Annotated in this window: 18 protein-coding genes; 12 read left to right on the forward strand and 6 right to left on the reverse strand. The window is 30.1% G+C overall.

Going from position 1 to position 19,512, the window contains the following annotated elements; all coding sequences use genetic code 11:
- Nucleotides 1–48: 48 nt before the first annotated feature.
- The 3 genes from ACVC3Y_RS11425 (at nt 49) to ACVC3Y_RS11435 (ending at nt 4,992) form a co-directional block, all read left to right on the forward strand.
- Nucleotides 49–2,484 (forward strand): DUF5916 domain-containing protein, encoded by a 2,436-nt coding sequence (locus tag ACVC3Y_RS11425; RefSeq protein ID WP_452226961.1) that lies wholly within the window; start codon nt 49–51, stop codon nt 2,482–2,484.
- A 51-nt stretch (nt 2,485–2,535) separates the two neighbouring features.
- Entirely contained in the window at nt 2,536–3,204 is a 669-nt protein-coding gene (locus ACVC3Y_RS11430; protein ID WP_303423669.1) for an ABC transporter ATP-binding protein, read from the forward strand.
- A gap of 90 nt (nt 3,205–3,294) precedes the next feature.
- A complete protein-coding gene (locus tag ACVC3Y_RS11435; protein ID WP_452226962.1) occupies nt 3,295–4,992 on the forward strand; it encodes an LIC_10190 family membrane protein in 1,698 nt (565 codons plus the stop codon).
- A 12-nt stretch (nt 4,993–5,004) separates the two neighbouring features.
- Here ACVC3Y_RS11435 and ACVC3Y_RS11440 read toward each other — a convergent pair whose 3' ends face one another.
- Nucleotides 5,005–5,514, reverse strand: coding sequence for a DUF3124 domain-containing protein (locus ACVC3Y_RS11440; protein WP_303423673.1), 510 nt, complete (start codon nt 5,512–5,514; stop codon nt 5,005–5,007).
- Between the two features lie 154 nt (nt 5,515–5,668).
- On the opposite strand from ACVC3Y_RS11440, the gene ACVC3Y_RS11445 reads away from it, so the two are divergent.
- Both ACVC3Y_RS11445 and ACVC3Y_RS11450 read left to right on the forward strand, forming a co-directional pair.
- The gene (locus ACVC3Y_RS11445; RefSeq protein ID WP_452226963.1) at nt 5,669–6,238 is read left to right on the forward strand and encodes a hypothetical protein; all 570 of its coding nucleotides are present in this window, start codon (nt 5,669–5,671) and stop codon (nt 6,236–6,238) included.
- 13 nt (nt 6,239–6,251) lie between these two features.
- The gene (locus ACVC3Y_RS11450) at nt 6,252–7,025 is read left to right on the forward strand and encodes a TIGR02757 family protein (RefSeq protein ID WP_452226964.1); all 774 of its coding nucleotides are present in this window, start codon (nt 6,252–6,254) and stop codon (nt 7,023–7,025) included.
- On the opposite strand, the gene ACVC3Y_RS11455 is transcribed toward ACVC3Y_RS11450, so the two are convergent.
- Nucleotides 7,026–7,358: a DUF6799 domain-containing protein gene (locus ACVC3Y_RS11455; RefSeq protein WP_303423679.1), complete on the reverse strand. Its 333-nt coding sequence runs from the start codon at nt 7,356–7,358 to the stop codon at nt 7,026–7,028.
- Nucleotides 7,359–7,547: 189 nt separating this feature from the next.
- Between ACVC3Y_RS11455 and ACVC3Y_RS11460 the strand changes: the two genes are divergently transcribed.
- Complete coding sequence (locus tag ACVC3Y_RS11460; protein ID WP_303423681.1) at nt 7,548–8,744, forward strand: sensor histidine kinase; 1,197 nt, start codon at nt 7,548–7,550, stop codon at nt 8,742–8,744.
- Nucleotides 8,745–8,799: 55 nt separating this feature from the next.
- Here ACVC3Y_RS11460 and ACVC3Y_RS11465 read toward each other — a convergent pair whose 3' ends face one another.
- A complete protein-coding gene (locus tag ACVC3Y_RS11465; protein WP_452226965.1) occupies nt 8,800–10,689 on the reverse strand; it encodes a M61 family metallopeptidase in 1,890 nt (629 codons plus the stop codon).
- Nucleotides 10,690–10,821: 132 nt separating this feature from the next.
- Here ACVC3Y_RS11465 and ACVC3Y_RS11470 point away from each other — a divergent pair, with 132 nt between their 5' ends.
- The 5 genes from ACVC3Y_RS11470 to ACVC3Y_RS11490 all read left to right on the forward strand — a co-directional run bounded on the left by ACVC3Y_RS11470 (nt 10,822) and on the right by ACVC3Y_RS11490 (nt 16,069).
- The gene (locus ACVC3Y_RS11470) at nt 10,822–11,829 is read left to right on the forward strand and encodes a glycosyltransferase family 2 protein (RefSeq protein ID WP_452226966.1); all 1,008 of its coding nucleotides are present in this window, start codon (nt 10,822–10,824) and stop codon (nt 11,827–11,829) included.
- Nucleotides 11,830–11,891: 62 nt separating this feature from the next.
- The gene (locus tag ACVC3Y_RS11475; protein ID WP_303423685.1) at nt 11,892–13,814 is read left to right on the forward strand and encodes a BatA domain-containing protein; all 1,923 of its coding nucleotides are present in this window, start codon (nt 11,892–11,894) and stop codon (nt 13,812–13,814) included.
- Nucleotides 13,811–15,064, forward strand: coding sequence for a dihydroorotase (locus tag ACVC3Y_RS11480; RefSeq protein WP_452226967.1), 1,254 nt, complete (start codon nt 13,811–13,813; stop codon nt 15,062–15,064). Before ACVC3Y_RS11475 ends, ACVC3Y_RS11480 begins: the two co-directional genes overlap by 4 nt.
- A 1-nt stretch (nt 15,065) precedes the next feature.
- Entirely contained in the window at nt 15,066–15,413 is a 348-nt protein-coding gene (locus tag ACVC3Y_RS11485) for a hypothetical protein (protein ID WP_303423689.1), read from the forward strand.
- Complete coding sequence (locus ACVC3Y_RS11490; protein ID WP_452226968.1) at nt 15,413–16,069, forward strand: alpha/beta hydrolase; 657 nt, start codon at nt 15,413–15,415, stop codon at nt 16,067–16,069. The genes ACVC3Y_RS11485 and ACVC3Y_RS11490 overlap by 1 nt, the downstream gene beginning before the upstream one ends.
- Before the next feature lie 72 nt (nt 16,070–16,141).
- Here the strand turns inward: ACVC3Y_RS11490 and ACVC3Y_RS11495 are convergent, their stop codons facing one another.
- Nucleotides 16,142–16,645 (reverse strand): hydrolase, encoded by a 504-nt coding sequence (locus tag ACVC3Y_RS11495; protein ID WP_303423693.1) that lies wholly within the window; start codon nt 16,643–16,645, stop codon nt 16,142–16,144.
- Between the two features lie 11 nt (nt 16,646–16,656).
- Entirely contained in the window at nt 16,657–17,418 is a 762-nt protein-coding gene (locus ACVC3Y_RS11500) for an MBL fold metallo-hydrolase (protein ID WP_452226969.1), read from the reverse strand.
- A gap of 95 nt (nt 17,419–17,513) precedes the next feature.
- Between ACVC3Y_RS11500 and ACVC3Y_RS11505 the strand changes: the two genes are divergently transcribed.
- Nucleotides 17,514–18,968 (forward strand): TonB-dependent receptor, encoded by a 1,455-nt coding sequence (locus tag ACVC3Y_RS11505; RefSeq protein ID WP_303423697.1) that lies wholly within the window; start codon nt 17,514–17,516, stop codon nt 18,966–18,968.
- Between the two features lie 61 nt (nt 18,969–19,029).
- Here ACVC3Y_RS11505 and bcp read toward each other — a convergent pair whose 3' ends face one another.
- Nucleotides 19,030–19,482: a thioredoxin-dependent thiol peroxidase gene (gene bcp / locus ACVC3Y_RS11510; protein ID WP_303423699.1), complete on the reverse strand. Its 453-nt coding sequence runs from the start codon at nt 19,480–19,482 to the stop codon at nt 19,030–19,032.
- Nucleotides 19,483–19,512 lie beyond the last annotated feature (30 nt).

Consider the following 19,512-nt stretch of genomic DNA (forward strand, 5'->3'; position numbering starts at 1 on the left):
TTTTAATGGTCTTTAGAATATCAATTAAAAAACGAAACACTAAACCAAATGAGACATTTATCTATCTTCTTACTTGCAATGATTACTGCTATTACTTTGCAAGCACAAGAAAAAAAGTCCCTTAACATTAAAAGAACAGATCAAGCACCAAAAATTGATGCCATTTTAGATGATACTGCATGGCAAGATGCTGAGGTTGCAAATGATTTTATTCAATTTAGACCAGATGCTGGAGCTTTAGAAAAAGAATATCAAAAAACCGAAGTAAGGGTGACTTATAATGATAATGCTATCTTTTTCGCTGCATATTTGCATGATAAACCTGAAGAAATTATTAAACAATTTTCGCAACGGGATAATTTTGGTATTTCCGATTTTTTCGGAATTGTATTGAACCCAAATAATGATGCTCAAAACGATGTCGAATTTTTTGTTTTCCCTACAGGACATCAAGCAGATGCAATTGCAAACCCTTCCATAGGAGAAGATTTTGGTTGGAATGCCGTTTGGGAAAGTGCAACTAAAATTGTGGAAGATGGTTGGATTGTTGAAGTAAAGATTCCCTATTCTACCCTTCGATTTTCGAATCAGAAAGTGCAAACTTGGGGTTTACAATTTCATAGAAGATTTAGAACAAATGGTTCTCAATATGCATGGAACCCAATAAATGTAACTAAAGGTAATATTGGTTTATATCATGGTGAAATTAATGGTATAGAAAATATAGAACCTCCTACTCGATTAAGTTTTTATCCTTTTGCCTCTGCAACTTACAATAGTCTTCAAAGTCCCGATTATGGTTTAGGTATGGATCTTAAATATGGAATAAGTGAAAACTTTACTTTAGATGCAACACTAATTCCAGATTTTAGCCAAGCTGGTTTTGATGATGTACAACTTAATTTAGGCCCTTTTGAGCAACAATTTTCGGAGCAAAGACAGTTTTTTACCGAAGGTGTCGATCTGTTTTCTAAAGGAAACTTATTTTATTCTAGAAGAATTGGTAGTGCTCCAATTGGAGAGGTTACTTTAAACGACAACGAAGAAATAATAGAGGAGCCAGAAAGAGTAAATATGCTTAATGCTATTAAGGTTTCTGGTAGAACTAAAAACGGCTTAGGTATTGGTGTTTTTAATGCTATTACAGAAAAAACAAAAGCACAAATAAAAGATAATGTAACCAACGCTACTCGGGAAGAAGTAATTGAACCTTTAGCCAATTATAATATACTAGTTGTAGACCAACAGTTTAATAAAAACTCTTCTGTAAGCTTAATAAATACAAATGTTACAAGAAATGGGCATGCAAGAGATGCAAATGTTACAGGATTACTTTTAGATCTTGTAAATAAGAATAATACCTATGGTTTTATAGCACAAGCTAAAAGAAGTGATTTAAATCTTCCAGATGAAAATAATCAAGTTGGATATAGTACAAATCTTGGTTTTGGAAAAAATAGTGGGAAATATAGATTTTATTTTGAGCATGAAGCTGTTGATAAAAAATATGATATTAACGACATGGGTATTTTATTTAGAAACAATTACAGTAATTTTTATGCAAACGGAAGCTACAGAATATTTGAACCTACAAAAACACTAAATGATTTTCAATTATACGTTAATGCGAATGTGAGTTACTTATTTAAACCACATACGTATACCGGTAAAAATTTTAATGTAAACTTTAACTCCACTATAAAAAAGAATTTAATGGGCTTTGGTGCCTATGTAGCAATTCAACCAGGAAAACAGTATGATTATTTTGGTCCAAGAGCAGAGAATCGCTACTTTATTTCTGAAGATTGGTTAAACATGAATGGATGGATTTCTTCAAATTACAACAAGACTTTTGCTTTAGATGCAAATCTTGGCTACGAAACACTTTTTGAAAGTGGTAGAGATTATACAAGCTACTTCTTTAGTTTATCACCTCGTTTAAAACTTGGAGATAGATTTATTATGCAATATTCTTTTGATTACGATATCGAGTTAAAAGAACGCGGTTATGTAGAAACTCTAGATAATGACGCTATAATTTATGGTCAACGTGATCAAGAAACAATAATTAACAGCATATCTGGAAGCTATAATTTTAATTCTTTTCATGCCTTAAACCTAACGTTTAGAAACTATTGGAGTACCGTTACTTACGAGGACGATTTATATGCGCTACAAGAAAATGGAAGACTAAATCAAGACGATGGTTACACAAAAGAAGATGTTGATAATCCAGATGTTAATTTTGATACTTGGAATTTAGATTTATCCTACTCATGGCAATTTGCTCCTGGAAGTCAATTAACTGCATTGTACAGAAATAATTTGCTTAACTTTTCTAATGCTTCTGAAGAGGATTACTTTACGAGTTTAGACAATTTATTTAAAGAAGACATTAACCACACATTTTCTATTAGAATGGTATATTATATAGATTATAATAATGTAAAAAACATCTTTAAATCGAAACCTAAAAACATTTAAAGTTGCTGGATTAAGCATAAAGTAGTACTTTCATAGCTTGATAAAGAGATCATGATTCAAGCCAAAAATATTCATAAATATTACGAAGATTTACACGTTTTAAAAGGTGTAAATCTTCATATTAAAAAAGGAGAAATTGTATCAATCGTTGGTGCTTCTGGAGCAGGAAAAACTACACTTTTACAAATTCTTGGTACATTAGATAAAGCTTCAAAAAAAGAAGATACAAGCTTTAAGATTAAGGGAACAGATATTCCTTCATTAAACGATAAAGCATTAGCAAAATTTAGAAATGAAAACATTGGTTTTATTTTTCAATTTCATCAACTTTTACCAGAATTTACTGCATTAGAAAACGTTTGTATTCCTGCTTATATAAAAGGAACAAAACCAGCAGAAGCTGAAAAAAGAGCTAAAGAACTGTTAGATTTTCTTGGTTTAAGTCACAGATACAAACACAAACCAAATGCCCTTTCTGGTGGCGAACAACAACGTGTTGCTGTAGCAAGAGCTTTGGTGAATAATCCAGATTTAATTTTTGCCGATGAACCTTCTGGAAATTTAGATAGTACTTCGGCAGAAAACTTACACAATCTCTTTTTTAAATTACGTGATCAATTTGGGCAAACCTTTGTTATTGTTACACATAACGAAGAACTTGCAAATATGGCAGACCGAAAACTAACCATGGTAGATGGAAAAATAGTAGATAGTTTGTAATAGTGATTTAACACTACTTCAAAACATTATATTATAATTGCACTTGTTGGAGTATCTTTTTTATTTTACATTTATGAGCTAATAAAACCTATGTTTTTAATTCTTCTTTCTTGGCTCTATATTCTTGCAATAAGCAGCATTATTGGAATTAGCATAAATCGTTTTTTACAACTTCAAAAAAAAGATAGTATAATCACTATTTTTTTTGGCTTTTTTGGCATTACACTAATTGCTAGTATTTGGGCAATTCCGTTTGCTATTAACAGTTATTTCCATGCTTTATTACTAAGTATTACTATCCTTTTAGGATATAAAATCAGAAAAAAAGTTATCCCATTCTGGCTAGAATTAAAAACAAGCCTACTTAACTTAAACACTTTTTTTAAAATCTTTATAGGTGTTATTAGTATTCTCATTTTAGCGCAAAGTGCTTCTCCTCCATTTATTATTGATAACGAATCCTATTACATACAAACCATAAAATGGCTTAACGAATATGGTTTTGCAAACGGACTAGTAAACCTACATGTGTTTTTAGGCCAAACTTCTGGTTGGCACATTTTACAAAGTGCTTTTAACTTTAGCTTTATTTACAACAGATTTAACGATTTAAGTGCTTTAGCACTACTACTTGCTAACGTATATGCTATTGGATTATTAAACAATTATTTCACTAAAAAAGAAGATTCAAAACTAAACCTAATATTTGGGTTGTTTCCGCTATGGAATGTGTTCTATTTCCAATTTATATCTGTTCCTTCTCCAGATATTGCCATTTATATATTAAGCTTTATTCTTTTACATCAATTTATTTTGTGCTATGCTAGTTATACAAAACAAGCATTTCTTGCCGTTGTAATGCTCTCATTTTTTATGATATTTATTAAGCTTACAGCTTTACCTTTCTGTATTTTCGCTTTGGTTTTATATAAACGATATTATGTATTTACAAGAAGTACATCTTCAATTATTATATTGTTTGGAAGTCTAACCTTATTCCTTTTTGCTATTAAAAATATAATAGTAACTGGAAACTTATTATTCCCACTACAAGGAATAGAAAGTTTGAAAACTTCGTGGAGTTTACCCGAAAATATAGAAACTTATTTTGCTAATTACACAAAGCCTTATGCGTTTCATTTAGCTGCAGATACTTTTGAAAATGCTTCGTATTTAACTCGCTTAAAAAGTTGGTTACTTGCTCCAAGCCTTCATGGTTTTTTCAATAAACTAATCCTACTTTGTTTGGCTATTAGCCCTTATACAATCTATAAATCAAAAAACAAAAAAGCATTTTATACTATATATTTTGTTGCCATTTTAACGATGCTATTCTTGTTTTTAACTTCTCCTCAATATCGCTTTTTCTTTCCGTTTATATTATGTTTTAGTTTACTGTTAGTTTCAAAAATAATACTACATAAAAAAAGCATGGAAGTAGTTTTAGTAGTTTGCACAATACTTACTACTATACCATTGTTTTTTAAAGTAAATAATCAGCAAATAACAAATAATAAGCAGCTTGCAGTGTCAAGTACTTTTTCTTTAAAATACATTATAACTCCGTATAAAAACAGCAAGTATTCTGAAGATTATATAACCATACAACTAAAAGAAACTAATATAAACACACCAACAAATGTTGACTTTTTTTGGGGAACTGGAGATATTCCGTTACCAGCCTTAAACCAAGAACAATTAGATTTTTTTAAAACCTATTTCCATAGGATTCCGCAACAAAGGACAGAAAATTTAAAAGATGGTTTTATTAGCAAAAAAACCAAATAAAGGATTTAAATATTATTTAATTCGTTTCGCTTCTGTAGTAAAAGACAAACCTTGTTTTCCCATTGTTGAAGTCATAATACCTTCAAATAAAGGTTCTGGAGTATTTTTAGGTATCTTCCATTCAAAAATAAAGTTAGAACCAGTTCCGCCAGCAATATCAATTTCATCTATAATAATTTCTGCGGTTTCTAATGGAGCCAAATAAATTGGTGAATCAAAATATTTTCTAACAGATGTTCCATGTGTATCAAAATACTCGGCTTTTAATATATAAATAGTATCTAAATCGCTAATATTTCGCATACTCACCATAACTGTTAAATTATGAGTCTTATGTTCGGATAAACTATAAATTTGCGAATAAGTGCTTAGGTAAGATTTACCATATTGCAAGGAATCTTTAGTGCTAATTTTCGTCATTCTTTTAGACCAGTTCTCGACATTAATAGAACTAACTTCTTTTTGCTCATCACAACTTATCAGGATGAAACTTACTAAAATAAATACGATACCCTTTTTCATTATTACTATTTTGAATTGAATTTTAGAATAAAATGAAAGTTAAATTATTTTCATAGAATTACAAAGAAGAGTAGTCTATATTTATTTGTTATTTTATTTTTTAAGTTGACGCAACCAAAAGCTAAAATTTACATCTAGTAATAAACAAACCTTTATGATTAAGAAAACCATTCAATCTTTTGTCTTTTTTGCACTTTTTCAAGTCTTTATTTTTTCGTGTTGTACAGAAGATTATAATATGTATTATGAATCTTTATATTTTGTTGCAGAAGACCAACTCGATGGAGATACCACAACAGTAAAGTCTGAAGATTTGTTCTTAAATTTTGAAACGTTGTTTGATTATGTAGTTGCATCTAACTACAAAGAATTAAAAAAATTCACAAATGCAGCTTATGCTACTACATGTGATGAAAATTACACTTTAAAAGAACACGTTTCCCAAATTATAATTACTTCAAATGAAGATGTTTTTGGCGTTCCTGCAGGAAATTCTTTAAATAGCAAATTATCGTTTTTAAACCCAGTAACACTAGAAAACGAACCTGTAGAAAATATTATTTCTGTTTTAAATCAAACCGAAGGCTATTATTACAACAGGAAAGATTTTGTATTCAATGAAACTATTCCTGAAGGAACTATACTTGCATTTACCATTACGATTATTATTGAAGAAAACGGCAGAATACTAGAAGCTACAACAGATATGGTTACTATAGAATAACTATATTTGTGCTGTGAAAAAACTAAACCAAAAAGAACTCAAAGAATTTCTTGATACTAAGGTAGCGGAATATAATAACCCTAAGTTTATTGAGAGCGATCCAATTCAAATTCCACACGAATTTTCTAAAAAAGAAGATATTGAAATCGCTGGTTTTTTAACTGCTACAATTGCTTGGGGAAATAGAAAAAGCATCATTAATAATGCAAAGAGAATGATGCAAATGCTAGATCATACTCCTCATGATTTTATTTTAAACCATCAAGAAAGTGACCTAGAAAAATTAGAATCTTTTGTACACAGAACTTTTAATGGCTTAGACTTTATAACTTTTGTAAAAGCTTTACAATACATTTATTTAGAACATGAAGGCTTAGAAACAGTATTTGCTAATCATATAGAAATGGGTTCGATGCAAAAATCGATTCATTACTTTAAAAAAACCTTTTTTGAAATTGAACATCTACAAAGAACTCAAAAACATGTAAGCGATCCGCTAAAAAACTCAGCAGCAAAACGCATCAATATGTTTTTAAGATGGATGATTAGAAACGATAATGCAGGAGTAGATTTTGGCATTTGGCAAAGCCTCTCTCCTAGTCTGTTATCTTGTCCTTTAGATGTTCATTCTGGAAATGTAGCACGAAAACTAGGATTACTTAAACGCAAACAAAATGATGCAAAAGCTTTATTAGAGCTAGATACCGCATTACGGAAACTAGACGCTAAAGATCCTGTAAAATATGATTTTGCGTTATTTGGACTTGGTGTTTTTGAAGGTTTTTAATTACTTTCTATGCTTTTTAAACTTTTTATATAATGCAACATTTAATGCATCTTGACTTTCATAAATTTTACCACTAAAACCAATACATTCTCCTTCTTTTAAAAAAAACTTCTCTTCATTTGTTAATCGATAACTACCATTAGGATAAACAATAGTTCCATTGTTTAACTTGAAAATTTTCTCTAATAAATCAATTTTACCGTTTTGGTTTTTAAAAACTTTTCCGTCTATCGAAATGCAAAAATTAGCATCTTCAATTTCTGTTTTATCTTGAGCAAAAAAACTTCCAGTTGTAAAAAATGCAAGTAGAAATAATAAATAAATATTTTTCATTTTAAATAAAGATTAATTAATAGCGTATTTAAATATAGTATTTTTTCAATTCATTTAAGATATTTTACTAATCTATTCTTAAAATAAGAATATAATTTTAGTAAAAAGAAAAAAAATAGATACATTTACATTACTAGGTTTAAATAAATCATAAAACTCCCTGTTTATTTTTTTAAAACCATTAATAAAATGATTGAACCCAAACTACCAAACAATGAAAAAGAACGCATTAAATGTGTTACAGAGTCTGGGCTACTAGACACTTTACCAGAGAGTGACTTTGATAATATTACAGAGTTAGTAGCTGCAATATGTAATGTTCCAATTTCTTTAATTACGTTATTAGACGCAGATAGAAATTTTTTAAAATCACATCATGGTTTAGATATTTCAGAATCGCCTAGATCCATTTCTTTTTGTGGCCATGCTATTTTACATGAAGAAGATATTTTTATTGTAGAAGATTCAAGAAAAGACAAGCGCTTTCAAGGCAATCCCTTACTAGAAGGCTTTAAAGCTATTTTTTATGCTGGCGTGCCTTTAAGAAATCCGGAAGGGTTGGCACTAGGAACTTTATGCGTATATGACCACGAACCAAGAGAATTAACAAAAAGTCAGATTAATGCATTGATTTCTTTAGGGAAACAGGTAATGAATTTATTTGATTTAAAAAAGAAGAATGATTTACTAGAAGGCCTTCAAAAGGAACTTGCAAATAGAAATAAACATTTAAGAAGTTTTGCAAGTCATGTTTCCCATGATTTAAAATCTCCTCTAGCAAATATTAGTTCTCTAACCGAGTTATTAAAAGATGAAAATAAAGATAAATTATCTGAAGAATCGTTACAATACATTGATTATATTGATGAATCTGCCGAAACATTAAGAGACTATATAGATGGTATTTTAATGCACTATAAAGCAGATGAGCTTGTAAACAAAGAGTTTGAAGATGTCGCTGTACCTAAGCTTTTTGAGAAAATTAAAACCATTTTAATGCTTAAGGATACTAACTTTCAATATTCTAAAGATGGATTTATACATAATCAAAATGTCGCTGCTATAACGCAAGTATTACTTAACTTAGTAGATAACGCCTTTAAATATAATAATAAACCAAACCCATTAATTTCACTAGATTTTTCTAATACGGATAAAGAGTATGTTTTTAAAGTAACAGATAATGGAAAAGGAATTAAGCCTGAAAAACAAAAAGATATTTTTAATCTTTTTAGCACTACCGGAATTAAAGATATACGTGGAAAAAAAGGTACAGGAATTGGTTTGTATACAGTAAAGACTTTAGTAGAAAAACTTGGAGGTACGATAAAACTAGATTCGGAACCAGAAAAAGGAAGTACATTTACTTTTACAATTGCAAAATAAAAAAACGCCTGATATTATTTATCAGGCGTTTTTTTTAATCTTTATTACTTACTTTTTATCCTTTTAACCAAGCTTTACGTAAAGCATTTTGTGCTTCGGTAGCATCTGCTTTTGGTTTTAATTTTTTTCCTATTGTAAAAGATTCTGTAAGTGCAGTATTTATTACTACTTCTTTACCATCTCTTTCTAGAACAACATTAATTTCTTTTCCAGGTTGCCACATGTACATACCTCCAATAATTTGTTGTGCAGAAGCCATTGTTAAAGCAACACCATCTACAGATTTCACAATATCGCCAGCTTTCACACCATTGTCATTCCAAAAGCTATTGTTCGCAACTGCTGGAGAAAAAGCAATAGTTTGTGTTTCTCTGTTTGGAGCAAAAATAAATTCACCATCATTTTGAATATAGTTTGTTTTCACTTTACTTTCTTCAAATGCTAATCCTGCTTTTTCAAAAAACATATTATAATCAATAGGAGTTGTCCCTTCAACATGTGTCTTTAAAAATGTTCCAATAGATGGATATGTCATTGCTGTTATTTCGTCAATAATGGTATCATCGTTAAAAGGTTTGTTTTTTCCGTACTTAGCAGAAAGTTCTTTCATTAAAGTAAGCATACTTCTATTACCATTACTTTCCTCACGCATTAAAATATCAATACACATTCCTATTAAAGCACCTTTCATATACACGTTATAATATTGTGGTGCATAAGGTTCTTCCAATACGTTTTCACTCATTTTGGTGAAACTCATGGTATCGTTCATATTCGCTGCAGTTTTTATCTTACCCAACATTGTTGTGTAAAATTCATCTTCTGTCATTAACCCTTCATATACTTGAAAGTGCTGTGCAAAATATTCTGTCACACCTTCATACATCCATAAATGTTTAGAAAATGTAGGTTGATCGTAATCAAAATAATGTACATCGTCACTATGCACACTTAAAGGTGTTACAATATGAAAAAACTCATGGGCAACCACATCCGTCATGCTTTTTGCTAAACCATCAGCAGGAGAAGATTCTGGCATTACTACAACAGTAGAAGTATGGTGTTCTAAAGCTCCAAATCCTTTTGGAGAATCTTCTTTACCTTCACTTAAATACAAGAAAATATCATAACGAGGTGTACTATTTACATCGCCTAAATATTCTTTTTGAGCTTGCATCATTTTATACATCGTCTCTTTTAATGAAGCTGCCGTATGTACTTTATTTGGTGAGTATACACTTAATACCACTTTAATATCTCCTACTTGAAACTCTTCAACATCTAGATTACCATAAAACATTGGGTTATCTGTAATATCAAAATAACGAGGTGCAAAGTAGCTAGTTGTTGTAGAAGCTCCATCTTTGCTAGTTGTTGCACCTACTTCTTGAATTGCAGAAGAACGTTTAAAACTAACTGGTGCAGTTACATCTAACTTGTATTGTGCATTTTTTAAAGAATCGAAATAACCAATAAAACCATGTAAATTTAATACATAATTTGTAGGTTCAATATTTGTTCCTGCTGGTGAAAATGGATTGTCTCCTCCTATTCCTCCAGAGCTTTCTGTATCGAAAGTATCATTTACATTATAGCTAATTTTGTCTAAAGTAGTTGCATTTGTTATAGTCCAAGAATTATCATCTAATTTAGTTGTAGGTATTTCATTTCCTTTATAGTCAAAAGCTTTAAAATCGTCTACATATTTTCCGAAATCACTTACAGAATATGTTCCTTGCACTACTCTAGGTAATCTATAAGTTACTGTTTCTACCGTAAAACGTCCTGGATTAATTGTTACAGGAACCTTATCGTTAGTAACTTTAGTTAAATCTAATGCCGTTTCAATTGCTGTACTTGTTGCTAAAGCGTCTGATGTCGTTTTAGAAGTTCCACAAGCTACTAACAATGTACTTAAGCCAAAAATGGCAAATACTCTTTTCATAATTAATAATTTATTTTACTCTCTTTTTAAGAGAAATTGGTTTTAGTTAATCTATTGACGTCCAAAAGTACAATGTGTTACAATTTAAATCCTTAACTTTTTGTTAAAATGAAGATTTCCTATATTCGCCATATGCAAGAACCTCTTATTAGTATAATTACTCCTTTTAAAAATACCGAAGCTTTTTTAACTGCTTGCTTAGACTCTATTCTTAATCAAAGTTATACCAATTGGGAACTTATTATAGTCGATGATAACTCGACGGATTTTAGCTATCAACTTGTAGAACATTACGCTAAAAAAGATACTAGAATTAAGCTATTAAAAAATAATGGTGAAGGTATTATAGACGCGTTACAACTTGCGTTTAAAAATAGTTATGGAACGTATATTACCAGAATGGATAGTGATGATATTATGCATCCAAATAAGTTAAAAATTATGTTGTATAGTTTACTAGAAAAAGGAAAAAAACATGTTGCAATTGGATTAGTAAAGTATTTTAGTGAAACTGGTATTAGTAATGGTTATGCGCGTTATGAAACTTGGATAAATGATTTAACTCGTAAAGGAACCAATTATTCTGAAATATATAAAGAATGCGTAATTCCTTCTCCATGTTGGATGTTACATCGTGAAGATTTTATTGCAGCTGAAGCTTTTAATCCTAATCGTTATCCTGAAGATTATGATTTAACGTTTAGATTTTATAAGCAAGATTATAAATGTATTCCTTGTAATCAAGTACTTCATCAATGGCGAGATTATAGTACTAGAACCTCTAGAACGCACGAGCATTATGCACAAAACTATTTTTTAGATATAAAACTCCATTATTTTTTAGAACTAGATTATAATACTAAAAGACCTATAACCATTTGGGGAGCAGGAACAAAAGGAAAAAACATAGCAAAGGCTTTAATCGAAAAAAAAATCCCTTTTTATTGGATTTGCGATAATGAGAAAAAAATTGGAAAACACATTTACAATCAAGAGCTTCATAATTTCGATTACTTAAAACAAATTGAAAATCCGCAATGTATTGTAACCGTTGCAAACGCTGAAGCACAGAAAGAAATAACAAGCTATTTTAATACACACAAAATGAAGTCTATGACAGATTATTTTTTCTTTTGTTAAAACAAAAACAAATTACTCTCAAATTCACAATCATTTTTTATCTTTGACCAATCTAAAATAGTATGCAGTTTAAACACCCAGAAATTCTTTACGCATTATTTGCACTGCTTATTCCTATTATTGTTCATTTATTTCAGCTTCGTAAGTTTCAAACTGAGAAATTTACTAACGTTGCTTTTTTAAAAAAAGTAAACCTACAAACACGCAAAAGTGCCATTATAAAAAAATGGCTAACCTTATTAACTAGATTACTTATACTAGCTGCTGCAATCTTCGCTTTTGCGCAACCATATACTTCAAAAACAAACAGCTTAAATACTAAAAGCGAAACGGTTATTTATTTAGACAACAGTTTTAGTTTACAAGCAAAAGGAGCACAAGGTGAATTATTTAAAAGAGCGATTCAAGATCTCATTACTGAAGTTCCTGAAGACGAAAACATATCTATTATAACCAATAATCAAACTTTTAAAAACACAACACTTAAAGCTATTAAAAACGATTTATTGCAATTAGATTATGCACCAAATCAATTAAGCTACGAAGCTGTTCTATTAAAAAGCAACACCTTATTTACTAAGGAAACTAATCGCAATAAGAATTTGATTTTTATTTCCGATTTTCAAGAAAAAGGAAACAATTTTAATCCAAAGATAGATTCGCTAATACAAATTCATGCAGTTGCTTTAAAGCCTGTAAACACAAATAATGTTTCAATAGATAGTGTTTACATATCCAACACTACAGCAACAAATGTAGATATAAGTGTTCGATTAAAAAATACAGGAATCGCTTTAGAAAATATTCCAGTTTCCTTATCGAATGATGGCAAACTCATTGCAAAAACAGCTGTTGCACTACAAGGCGAAGCGACAACTAGTTTTACTATTCCTATAAATGAAAGTATTCATGGAGAAATTACCATTGAAGACACACAACTGCAATTTGATAATAGTTTCTATTTTAATATCAATAAAGCTTCAAAAATCAATGTGCTTAGTATAGATAATTTTAACGAATCTTATTTAAAACGAATCTTTACAGAAAATGAATTTAACTATTCTAGCTCGAAACTCAATCAGTTAAACTATAGTGTTTTTGACCAACAAAACCTTATCATTATAAACGAATTAAAAGAAATACCAAACGCATTATCTACTGCGCTTACTGCTTTTACAGAGAACGGAGGGTTTCTTATTATTATTCCTAATCAAGAAATAGCGCTTTCCTCCTATAACAATTTACTATTGCAATCTGGTTTAGCATTTAATACTAAAAATACTTCTAAGAAAAAGATAACAAGTATTAATTATTCGCATCCTTTATATACTAATGTTTTCGATAAACAAGTTGCTAATTTTCAATACCCTAAAGTAAATAGTTATTATACGTTTCAAACCGAAAACGCTTCCAAAATACTACAATTTGAAGATGCCAAATCCTTCTTAACAAATAGTAAAAACCTATTTGTATTTGCTGCTGCTTTAAATAGTAAAAACTCGAACTTTGTAAATTCCCCTTTAATCGTTCCTACTTTTTATAATATAGCAAAACGTAGTTTACAAATCCCGAATTTATATTACACCATAGGAAAAGAAAATAGTTATGATGTTGCTGTAACACTACAACAAGATGATATTTTATCATTAGTAAAAGAGGACGTTAATATGATTCCGCAACAGCAATATTTTAACAATAAAGTATCTATTATTACAAACGAAACACCAAACGAAGCAGGAATTTATACTGTAAAAAACAAAGTAGAACGTTTAAAAAACGTAAGTTATAATTTAGATAGAACGGAAAGTAATTTGGTATATCAAGACATTAGTAGCCTTAAAAATATAACCACAAGTAAATCGATAACCCAATTATTTAATACCTTAAAAAGTGACTCAAAAATTAACGAGCTATGGAAATGGTTTGTTATTTTTGCCTTACTATTTTTGATTATTGAAATGGGCATCTTAAAATATTTTAAATGAACGTACTCATAAAATCGGCAACCATTATTGACTCTAAAAGCGAGTTTCATAATACTGTTCAAGATATTTTAATAGAAAAAGGAGTAATTAGTAAAATTGGTAAAAACATCAATAACACTAATGATTACAAAGAAATCATTCTAGAAAACCTACACATTTCACAAGGATGGTTCGATAGTAGTGTGTGTTTTGGTGAACCTGGTTTTGAAGATAGAGAGACTATAAATAATGGTTTGCAAACTGCAGCGCTTTCTGGCTTTACAACTGTTGCCTTGAATGCAAATACGCAACCTGTTTTAGATTCGAGTTCTAATATTGCTTTTGTAAATAATAAAGCACAAAATCATGCCGTACAATTATTACCAATAGGAGCTTTAACAAAAGACAGTAAAGGAGAGCATCTTGCAGAAATGTTCGATATGAAAAATGCTGGAGCCTGTGCATTTCAAGATTATAAAAAACCGATTGCAAATGCCAATATGCTAAAAATTGCATTACAATACGCTAGTAATTTTGGTGGCTTGGTGTACTCTTATCCGCAAGACAATGCTATTAGCAGAAATGGTGTCGTAAATGAAAACATTACAAGTACAACCTTAGGTTTAAAAGGAAACCCTAATCTAGCCGAAGCATTACAAGTAGCTAGAGATTTATTTTTATTAGAATATACCGAAGGTAAATTGCATATTCCAACTATTTCTACTGCAGAAGCTGTAGACCTTATTCGAGAAGCAAAAAAGAAAAAACTAAATGTAACTTGCAGTGTTGCTATACACAACCTGTTTTTTACTGACGAGGTTTTAACAAATTTTGATACGAACTTTAAAGTACAACCTCCTTTACGAATACAAAAAGATGTAGATGCTTTAATAGAAGGTGTAAAAGACGGAACCATAGATATGGTTACAAGTGACCATAACCCATTAAATATTGAACTAAAAAACATTGAGTTCGATTATGCGGACTTTGGAACCATTGGTTTAGAAAGTGCTTTTGGTGCATTAAACACCTTATTTACAACAAAGAAAGCCGTTAGCCTTTTAACCAAAGGAAAAGATCGATTTGGAATAGAAAATAAAACGATTACCGAAGGAAATAAGATGCATGCAACTTTGTTTAATCCGAATACCAAATATATTTTTGGAAAAACGAACATACATTCCAAATCTAAAAATAGTATATTTTTAAACACAAATCTTAAAGGAAGCGTTTATGGTATTATTGCAAACAATAAAATGATTCTTAAGTAAAATGACAGAACAAACAATAGAAGAAGGTAAAAAACTAGCAATTATAGCGTACATAACCATATTTGGTCCTATTATAGCTTATTTTTTAAATAACGAAAAGAAAAACGATTTTTCATCATTTCATATTAGACAAGGATTAGGATTATGGATCTTATTTTTAATGCTAGGAAGAGTCATTTCTTCTTTTGATAGCTGGTTAATAAGTTCTAGTTTCTATTTATGTTTTGCTGTTCTATTTATTTATGGCATTTCGTCAGCAATTTCTGGTAAAATGCAACAAGTACCTTTAGTTGGTGCTTTTTTTCAGAAATTATTCGCAAATATTGGTACATCTGATTCTAATTCATAATGACTACACAAAATCTTTCCCTTTATCATATAATTCGTCAATCCTCTTTAAAAGAAAATGCTCCTTTACTAATTCTTTTTCATGGTTATGGAAGTGATGAAAACGACCTGTTTTCTTTTGCTTCAGAACTACCAGAAGAATTGTTTATTATTTCTGTAAGAGCGCCTCAGGCCATGCAACCTTATGGTAATGCTTGGTACACCATTAATTTTGATGCTACAGGAGCTAAATGGAGTGATGACGAAGAAGCTAAAGCATCTAGAGATCTTATTGCTAAATTTATTGATGAAGCAACTGCTACTTATCCTGTAAATAAAGATAATGTTTCTCTTTTAGGATTTAGTCAAGGTACAATTTTAAGCTATGCAGTAGCATTAACGTATCCCGAAAAAGTAAAAAATATAATTGCTTTAAGTGGTTATGTAAATCCTGCAATTTTACCCGAAAATGTTGCAATTAAAGATTATTCTAATCTTAATTTTTATTGTTCACATGGTAGTGTAGATCAGGTTATACCTGTAGATTGGGCTAGAAAAGCACCAATATTTTTAAAGTCTTTAAATATAAAGCATGAATATAGTGAGTTTCCTGTAGGACATGGTGTTGCTCCACAAAATTTTTATGCTTTAAAAGCATGGTTAGCAACTAAAATATAATAGTAAATAGATTTATTTAATAAAAAAGACCACTAGTTTTAGTGGTCTTTTTATGAATATATCATTCGCTACTTAATTTGTGGGATATAAAAACGAGTCTACAATCTCAAAAGTGAGTTCTCTATTTTCACCTATAGTATATTTTAAAAATAATTCTCCCCAATATTCGCCATCATTAAAATTACAAATTACCCATTTGTGATTTAATACACGAACAGCATTGATAATCATTTTTCCTCCTGGAGACATTGCTGCATAAGGAATTAAAGGGTTTGGTTCTGTTTTTAAATTCAATTCATAAAGAGATTCTTCTATTAACGCTATTAACTGGTCACTTTCATAACCTCGTTTTTCAATATAATTTAATGCTTCCTCCGAATAGCCTAAGCTAAATTCAGAATATTGAAAAGCCTTATCTCCTAATACAGTAATCGAATCTTTATATTTTTCAATTTTCTTTACATAACCATCTAGTTGTACTTTATCTGCTTCAAAAACATTTTTAGAATTTACATATTGAAACACCACAAGTAATGCTGTAAAAATAAACAAGTACATAAAAATCTTATTCTTCATAATAATCTTAATTATAGGTTAATGGTTAATCCATCATAAGCCAGGTAAACGTTTTCTGGAAGTTTTTGTTGTACTTCATCATGAAAACCTAACCAATGACTTATATGTGTTAAATAGGCTTTTTTTGGATTTACTTTTACAATAAAAGCTAATGCTTCTTCTAAATTGAAATGCGATATATGTTCTTTCTCGCGTAAAGCATTAACTACTAAAACATCTACATTTTTTAATTTTTTAATTTCTTCATCTGCAACCGTTTTCATATCCGTTAAATATGCAAAATCTTTAAATCGGAACCCGAAAACTTGCAAATTATTATGCATACCATTTATAGGTATTACTTTTAAATCTTCAAGAAAAAAAGAATTATTTGTAATCCTGTTTACCTGTACACTTGGCGCACCAGGATATTTGTTTTCGGTTTCAAAAATATAATCAAATCTTCTACGAAGAGATTGTAGCACTCTTTGGTGTGCATAAATAGGAATATCCCCTTGTTTAAAAAAGAAAGGTCTTATATCATCTAAGCCAGCAGTATGATCTGCATGTTCGTGGGTAAACAAAATGGCATCTAATTTGGTGGCATTTTGACGAAGCATTTGTGCTCTAAAATCTGGCCCACAATCTATTACATAAACGTTTTTGTTATGCGTAATCATTATAGAAACACGCAGTCTTTTATCTTTTTCATTTTCACTTAAACACACAGGATGTGTGCTTCCAATAACTGGAATACCTTGAGAAGTTCCTGTGCCAAGAAAAGTTACTTTCAATTGTAATAGATTTTAAAAACAAAAATAAGTTTATTTTTTTGTTTGGTATACTAATTTAATACCTTTGTTATAATAGCAAGTAAACCAAATTTAAAATGGAAATAACCATTAAAGGTGATAAAGAGTTTGATGAAATTCCTTCATTAAAAACAAAAGCACTTCGAATAAACTTAAACGAAAATATATACGGAACCTTTGCAGAAATTGGCGCAGGACAAGAAACTGTACGTCAGTTTTTTAGAGCTGGTGGCGCTTCTGGAACTATTGCTAAGGCCATGTCGGCTTATGACAAAGCATTTAGTGATGCCATATATGGTATTGAAGATGATAAGCGTTACGTTACTGAAGCACGTTTACGTAAGATGTTAAACCATGAAGTTCGATTGATGGAAGAGCGTTTAACACGTGATGATAATCCGCATAAACTGTTTTTCTCTTATGCGAATACAGTTGCTACTATTGATTTTGCTAAAAAATACAAAGGTCATGGTTGGGTTGGTATTAAATACCAAATAGAACCAGATCAAGAGTATAATGAAATTATTCTTCATGTTCGTTTTAAAGAAAACGATGCTAGATTGCAACAAGAAACTTTAGGTATTTTAGGTACAAACCTTATATATGGTGCATTCTATAAATTTAATGAACCAAAAAAATTATTAAAATATTTATACGACCATTTAGATAAAGACCAATTAGAAATTGATACTATTAATTTCTCTGGGCCTGTTTTTGAAGATGTTGATAATAGATTAATGAGTTTGCAACTGGTTAAAAATGGTATGACAGATGCTGTCATGTTTGCTCCAGATGGAAATAATGTATTACCAGCAAGAGTATTATACAAAAAAAATATATTAGCACTTCGCGGTAGTTTTAGACCGGTTACTAAGGTGAATATGGATATGTTCCATAAATCTTATGACATGTTTATTAAAGAAAATAAAGTAGATGAAGCAAAAACACAGGTGGTTTTTGAAATTACTTTATCGAACCTTCGTGCAGAAGGTGAAATTGACGAACAAGATTTTATGGATAGAGCTAAACTACTTTGTTCTCTTGGTCAAACCGTTTTAATTTCAAACTTTCAAGAATATTATAAACTAGTAGAGTACTTCTCACAATACTCGAAAGCGAGAATGGGACTTGCTATGGGAGTTAACAACTTAGTAGATATTTTTGATGAAAAATATTATCGCCATTTAAGTGGAGGTATTTTAGAAGCATTTGGAAAATTATTCTTTAAAGATTTACGTGTGTACTTATATCCTATGGAAAATGGAGATGGCACTTTAACTACAAGTGAAGATTTAAAAGTACATCCTAGAATGAAAGAATTATATAAATTCTTTAAATACAATGGAAAAGTAGTAGATATTGCAGATTACGATCCTAAAATACTTTCTGTATTCTCAAGAACAGTATTAAAAATGATTGCAGATGGAGAATCTGGTTGGGAAGGAATGCTTCCTGAAGGTGTATCTAAAATTATAAAAGAGAAAAGTTTATTTAGTTGCGAAACCGAAGAAATTTATAGCGAAGAGCAATAAATTATAACTATATCAAATAAAAAGCGACCATTATTAATGGTCGCTTTTTTTATGATTGCAATTAATCTAAAATCTGCGCTGCGTGATCTTTCGTTTTTACTTTATCAATCACTCTTTCTACTACTCCATTTTCATCTAATAAAAAAGTTTTTCTATGAATACCGTCATAGGTTTTTCCCATAAACTTTTTTTCTCCCCATACACCAAAAGCATTAATCACTACTTTTTCTTCATCTGCTAATAAAGGAAAAGGGAATTCGTATTTATTTCTAAAATTAGTTTGTCTTTTTTCCGAGTCAGCACTTACACCTAGCAATTCATAACCTTGTTCTTGTAATACTTTGTAATTATCACGTAGGTTACAAGCTTCTACTGTGCATCCAGGAGTGCTCGCTTTTGGATAAAAGAAAACAATCAATTTCTTTCCTTTATAATCACTTAAAGATATTGCTTCTCCATCTTGATTATTAACGGTAAAATTTGGAACCGTATCTCCTACTTGTAATGTCTTCATATTTCTTATTTTTGTTACCAAAGATACAAT

Source organism: Lacinutrix cladophorae (genome assembly GCF_053604645.1).